Genomic DNA, 6,000 nt, shown 5'->3' with positions numbered 1-6,000 from the left:
ACACGCGCTATGATCGCTGCGCCCACACCTTCATGTCCGCCATCTGCATCGCTGCAACCGTCATCTTCTGGCTCAATCAATGAGTCCTGAGCCTAATTATCCTTGCATCCCATAACCGGGTAATTCACATCATTGGTATGATGATGGAAAGCTTACCAAGATGCTGAAAAGCGCCTCGCTATCAAATTTCACTAGCGTGCCCAGCGATAAATGGAACTTCTCGTCAGGGCTAAATGTAATCATTGGCGAAAATGGCCTCGGAAAATCCCACGTACTAAAAGCTCTCTACTCTAGCCTGAAAGCGCTCACTCAAGATAGCACGTCTCTCGAAGGTATTTCGCTAGAAAAACTTGGGAAGATCCAGACCGAAAAGCGGATTGCTGATGAGCTTATTGGTAATCTACGCCCGGATACACTCGGAAGATTGGTGAAGCGCCAACAAGGTCGCAACAAATCTGAAATCTCAATTAAATTTAATAAAAACGAATTTAACATAGATTTCAGTTTCGCAACCAATTCTAGGTCTCAAGTCGAAATAACCCGAATGCCAGCTGGGCATATAATGAAAACACCCGTGTTTATTCCAACACGAGAGTTAATTACTCTCTGCCCGTGGTTTGTGGCTTTATTTGATACGTACAACGTTCCATTTGAAAATAATTGGCGTGACACCGTATCATTACTAGGAGCGCCGAGCTTGAAAGGCCCTCGAGAAGCAAAGGTAAAAGAATTTTTATTGCCTATTGAGCAGGCCATGGGGGGAAAAGTAGAAGTTGACGCCAATGGTCGTTTCTTCCTCAAGGTGAATGGTGGAAGGATGGAAGCTGGCCTAGTAGCGGAAGGCTTGAGAAAATTTGCGATGCTTGCTCGTCTTATCAGTACCGGGGTTCTTTTAGAACAAGGTTATCTATTCTGGGACGAACCGGAGACCAATCTTAATCCCAAGCTTATCAAAGTGCTAGCTAGGGTAATAGTAGGGCTTGCAGATCAGGGAATTCAAGTTTTCGTAGCCACTCATTCAACTTTTTTGCTGCGTGAAATTGCGCTTCTCACCGATGGCAAAAGTAACAGAAAAAACTCTCGTTATTTCGGACTCGTCGCTTCCGGTGACGACGATGTCTCGATCTTGGAACAAGGCGATTCCATAGAAGAAATAGAAACACTCGTACTAATCGACGAAGAACTGGCGCAGTCAGACCGTTATCTGGATATTCAAGCAGATGGCTGATATAAAATTTACAGAAGGACGCCTTTCGTTTTACTTCAGAGATGTTGTTCTCGCAGAAAAATACGACGATTGGTCGCATTATCGTAATCAGTTTTGCAAATTCGTAAAACACTCCAAAGCAGTCGATTTTTTGGTAGTAAAAGACAGTGAGGTTTGGCTTATTGAAGTGAAAGACTACCGATTTCATCAGAGGTCCAAATCAATTGATATTTCGGAAGAGGTCTCTATAAAAGTTCGAGATACAATGGCAGGACTGGTGAGCGCGAAATTCTTGGCAAATATGATTAGTGAACTGAATAGTTCTCATTCAGCACTTTCATGCAAGAAATTACGCGTGGCACTTCATCTGGAGCAACAGAAAAATCCTAGCAGGCTATTCCCTCTGCCAGTAGATCCTGCCAATCTTACCATTAAGCTACGACAAAAATTGAGATTTGCCGATCATCGCGTGCAAATTTTTAATAGCAGAAATTTTCCACCTCAATTGGGCGAAGTCACTAGATTCTAAACGGGCAGTGCTGAATAAGCCGCTTACAGCGGCTTTAAATTTCAGTTCGTCGAGCATTATTCAGCGCATCAGCCAAAGAGGTTTTTTAGTTAAGTTTACTCTTCAGAAAACCTGTATGTCATTTATCTAACTCGCCCAACTCACTCCCCCATGTCATACCCGCCATAATCATGGCCGGCATAATCGCTGAACCGCGTAATCTCCGATTCAAAGCGCAGGATTACCTTGCCCGTCGCGCCGTGGCGCTGTTTCGCGACGATCAGTTCGGCAAGGCCGTCGACCCGCTGCATATCCATCGCCCATTGGGTATGCGCTTCGAATACGCGGGCGTCGTCGCCCTCCTGCGGCAGCTTCGGTTCCTTGGCCGCCATGTAATAATCTTCGCGGAACACGAACATCACGATATCGGCGTCCTGCTCGATCGACCCGGATTCGCGAAGATCGGATAGCTGCGGGCGCTTATCCTCGCGCTGTTCGACCGCACGGCTCAGCTGCGACAGCGCCAGCACCGGCACATTCATATCCTTGGCCAGCGTCTTCAGCCCGCGCGAGATTTCCGAAATTTCGTTCACGCGATTGTCGTTCGCGCGGCCAGAACCCTGCAGCAATTGCAGATAATCGACGACGACCAGCCCCAGATGGTCGCCCAGCTTGCGCTTCAACCGCCGCACGCGCGTGTGCAGGCCGCTGATCGTCAGGCCCGCGGTATCGTCGATATAGAGCGGCAGGTCGTTGAGGTCGGCGGCCGCATCGGCAAGCCGCGCAAACTCCGCCTTGCTGATCTTGCCCATACGCAGGTTTTCCGAACTGATCTTCGATTGTTCGGCAAGGATACGGGTGGCGAGCTGATCGGCCGACATTTCGAGGCTGAAAAACGCCGTCTTGCCGCCCACCGATTTTTCGGGCGGAATCCCCGCCGCCATATCGTCCATCCACCGCCGCGCGGCGTTATAGGCGATATTGGTCGCGAGCGACGTCTTGCCCATGCCCGGACGCCCGGCAAGGATCATCAGGTCCGAATGGTGCATACCGCCGATCTTGGCATTGACGCTGTCCAGACCCGTGGTGATGCCCGACAGATTGCCGCCCGAATTCAGCGCCTTGTCCGCCATGCGGATCGCCATCTTGCTGGCTTCGCTGAAGGATTTGACCTGATTGGTGGTGTTGCCCTCGCCCGCCACTTCGTACAGCAGCTCTTCGGCATTTTCGATCTGCGCGCGCGGGTCGACCGCTTCGCTGGTGTCCATCGCGCGTTCGACGAGCGTGCGCCCCACCGTCACCAGTGCGCGCAGCATGGCAAGGTCGTAAATCTGCTTGGCGAATTGCCGCGCACCGATCAGGCCCGCCCCGCTGCCCGTCAGCTGCGCCAGATAGGATGGGCCGCCCAGCGCCTTCATCCCCTGATCCTCGGTGAATAGCGGGCGCAGCGTCACCGGATTGGCGAGCATATCGGCGATGCGCAGTTCGCGAATCTTGCCGTAAATCCGGCCATGCACGGGTTCGAAAAAATGCTCGGCGTCGAGCATGTCGATAATCTCATCGGCAAGCCGGTTGTCGATCATCATCGCGCCCAGCAGCGCGGCCTCCGCCTCCACATTGCTCGGCAGGCGGATTTCTTCGGGGGAGTCGGTGTCTTGTACGGGATTGGTTGCCATGCGCTCCTTTTCTCAGAGCGGGGGGCAAGGCTCAAGCGGCTTTGCGACGGGCCACGCCATATTGACCATGGTTAACGCTTCTGCCGTTGCCATTGCCGCGCAAAATCGGCATCGCTCACCCAATGGCCGATCCGAGGATCATCGACGTAACGCTGGACGAGCGCACCATCCTGTGGCGCAGCGCGGATATAGAGCAGGAGCGGCGAATCGCGATCTTCGATTTGCTCGAGGAAAATTACTTCGCGCCGCAGCGTGCTTATGTTGACGGCTATGCCGGGCCGTACCGCATAAGTTTACGGGTGGAGGAAGGGCGGCTTGCGCTCGATATTCTGCGGGAAAACGGCGATCCGCTGGAGACTCTGGTGCTCGGCCTTGCCCGCTTTCGGCGACCCATTCGTGACTATTTCAGCATATGTGACAGCTATTATCAGGCAATTCGCAAGGCGAGCCCCGAACAGATCGAAACGATCGACATGGCCCGCCGGGGCGTCCATAACGACGCCGCAGAGCTGCTGAAGGAGCGTCTGGCGGGCAAGATCGAGGTCGATTTCGCCACCGCCCGGCGGCTTTTCACGCTGATCTGCGTTCTTCATATCAAGGGATAAGCAATTGTTTTCCGCTGGTTTTATGCGGCGGGCGCGCTATGCGGCCGTGTTTTTGGCGATTCTGCTCGCCTTTGTTCTGGCCCTCACCCTCCACCTTCGCCAATGGCATCCCGACACGAAGCGCTATCCGCATCAAGGCGTCGATGTAACCGGTTACAACGGCCCCATAGACTGGCACATGCTACACGCCCGCGGCGCCAACTTCGCCTACATTCGCGCCACCCTCAGCGCGAATCTGCGCGACACCCGATTCGAAGAAAACTGGGCCGCCGCCGATCAGGCCGGAGTGGCTCGCGGCGCCATCCACATCTTCTCGCTCTGCGCCCCCGCAGCCGCGCAGGCAGCGAATTTCATCCGCACGGTGCCGCGCACCCAAAACGCCCTCCCCGCCGCAGTTTCGCTGGACTTTCACCCCGGCTGCGACGCCCGTCCCGACCGCGCCGCGATGCTGAAATCCTTGCGCGAATTCCTCACCCTCACCGAACGCGCCACGGGCAAACCGATGCTGCTCCAGCTTTCGCGCCGCTTCGAAAAACACTATCGCGTCAGCCAGGCCGTCGCCCGCCCCATCTGGGTCGATCAGCCGCTCTTCGCGCCGGGCTATGCCGCCAATGGCTGGAAGATATGGCGGGCCAGCAATTTCCGCCGCATCGCCGGCGTTTCAGGACCGATTAACTGGGATGTGATCGCCGATGACCGATAACGCCAAACTGCTTGTGGAGGCCGCGCGCAAGGCTGCTTTGAACGCGTACGCCCCCTATTCGCGCTTCGCCGTGGGTGCGGCGGTCATGCTTGCCGATGGTGAGATCGTCAGCGCGGCAAATTTCGAAAATGCCAGCTACGGCCTCTCGCTCTGCGCAGAAACCGTGGCGATGGCGATGATCGGCAATGCGGGGAAGCTCGATCAGGTCGTCGCGATCGGCATCACCGGGTCAATGATCGGCGCAAAGAGCGACGCCCCTATCCTGCCCTGCGGCCGCTGCCGCCAGATCCTCAACGAAGCCGCGCAGCGGGGTAAACGCGATCTCGCAATTTACTGCGCAGGTTCTGAGGGAGATACAACCCAGACCTACAGCCTGAGTGAATTATTGCCGCATGCGTTCGGCCCTGCCGACCTCGGCCTCTGATCGCTTGCCCAACGCGCATAGCATCGCCTAAGCGCTGGGCATGAGCATTCTTTCGGACCGCTGGATTCGCGAACAGGCGCTGGAAAACGGCATGATCGAGCCGTTTACCGAAGGGCAACGGCGCGAAGGCTGTATCAGCTACGGGCTCAGCTCTTACGGTTATGACGCGCGCGTCGCGGATGAGTTCAAGATATTCACCAATATCGACAGCGCCGTCGTCGATCCCAAGGATTTCTCCGAAAGCGGATTCGTCGATCGCAAGACCGATTGCTGCATTATCCCCCCGAACAGCTTCGCGCTGGCACGCACGGTCGAGTATTTCCGCGTGCCGCGCGACGTTCTGGTCATTTGTCTCGGGAAATCGACCTATGCGCGCTGCGGGATCATCGTGAACGTCACCCCGCTCGAACCCGAATGGGAGGGGCATGTCACGCTCGAATTTTCGAACACGACGCCGCTGCCCGCGAAAATCTATGCCAATGAAGGGGCGTGCCAGTTTCTGTTCCTGAAGGGCAACGAGCCGTGCGAGACGAGCTATGCCGATCGCGCGGGCAAATATATGGGTCAGCGCGGCGTAACCCTGCCAAGGCTTTGAGCGCAGCGGCTCGCGTTAAGCGCATAGCCCCAACGTACGTCATCCTGACCCTCACACGAGCGTGCAAATGTCAGAGCGCTTAACGTCCGGAATTATGCCGGGCGCAGGCTGCCATCACTCGCCCCCTTGAATTGCCGGCGATCAGTGACAGCCTGAAAAGTAAGCTGAAGCGAGAAATGTCGCTTTCGATGTTTGAGCACAGCCAAGCGGCTTACCCGCGCTCGCCCCAAGGCGATATAATCGGCAGCCTGCCCCCCGCCCCAAGCCAGACCACGATAGTTC

Annotated in this window: 7 protein-coding genes; 6 read left to right on the top strand and 1 reads right to left on the bottom strand. The window is 55.5% G+C overall.

Translation table 11 applies throughout. The annotated features are described in order from the left end of the window. Positions 1 to 160: 160 nt before the first annotated feature. Positions 161 to 1,228 (top strand): AAA family ATPase, encoded by a 1,068-nt coding sequence (locus tag EV664_RS18875; RefSeq protein ID WP_133497200.1) that lies wholly within the window; start codon positions 161 to 163, stop codon positions 1,226 to 1,228. Next, positions 1,221 to 1,736, top strand: a complete 516-nt coding sequence (locus EV664_RS18870) for a cysteine--tRNA ligase (RefSeq protein WP_133497199.1) — start codon at positions 1,221 to 1,223, stop codon at positions 1,734 to 1,736. Before EV664_RS18875 ends, EV664_RS18870 begins: the two co-directional genes overlap by 8 nt. A 140-nt stretch (positions 1,737 to 1,876) precedes the next feature. Here the strand turns inward: EV664_RS18870 and EV664_RS18865 are convergent, their stop codons facing one another. Continuing rightward, positions 1,877 to 3,391, bottom strand: coding sequence for a replicative DNA helicase (locus EV664_RS18865; protein WP_133497198.1), 1,515 nt, complete (start codon positions 3,389 to 3,391; stop codon positions 1,877 to 1,879). Between the two features lie 122 nt (positions 3,392 to 3,513). On the opposite strand from EV664_RS18865, the gene EV664_RS18860 reads away from it, so the two are divergent. The 4 genes from EV664_RS18860 to dcd are packed head-to-tail and all read left to right on the top strand — an operon-like array spanning position 3,514 to position 5,718. Then, positions 3,514 to 3,996 carry a UPF0262 family protein gene (locus EV664_RS18860; protein WP_133497197.1) on the top strand — a complete coding sequence of 161 codons (483 nt, stop codon included), beginning with the start codon at positions 3,514 to 3,516 and terminating at the stop codon, positions 3,994 to 3,996. A 52-nt stretch (positions 3,997 to 4,048) separates the two neighbouring features. After that, the gene (locus EV664_RS18855; RefSeq protein WP_162848906.1) at positions 4,049 to 4,699 is read left to right on the top strand and encodes a GH25 family lysozyme; all 651 of its coding nucleotides are present in this window, start codon (positions 4,049 to 4,051) and stop codon (positions 4,697 to 4,699) included. Further along, the gene (gene cdd / locus EV664_RS18850; protein ID WP_133497195.1) at positions 4,689 to 5,123 is read left to right on the top strand and encodes a cytidine deaminase; all 435 of its coding nucleotides are present in this window, start codon (positions 4,689 to 4,691) and stop codon (positions 5,121 to 5,123) included. The genes EV664_RS18855 and cdd overlap by 11 nt, the downstream gene beginning before the upstream one ends. 40 nt (positions 5,124 to 5,163) lie before the next feature. Then, positions 5,164 to 5,718 (top strand): dCTP deaminase, encoded by a 555-nt coding sequence (dcd, locus tag EV664_RS18845; RefSeq protein ID WP_133497194.1) that lies wholly within the window; start codon positions 5,164 to 5,166, stop codon positions 5,716 to 5,718. The last annotated feature ends 282 nt before the right edge of the window (positions 5,719 to 6,000 follow it).

Source organism: Stakelama pacifica, from assembly GCF_004361835.1.
In the GTDB taxonomy this organism is placed as follows: Bacteria; Pseudomonadota; Alphaproteobacteria; order Sphingomonadales; family Sphingomonadaceae; genus Sphingomonas; species Sphingomonas pacifica.
The sequence above is the reverse complement of the archived record's forward strand: the minus strand, read 5'-3'. Positions and strand labels throughout refer to the sequence as shown.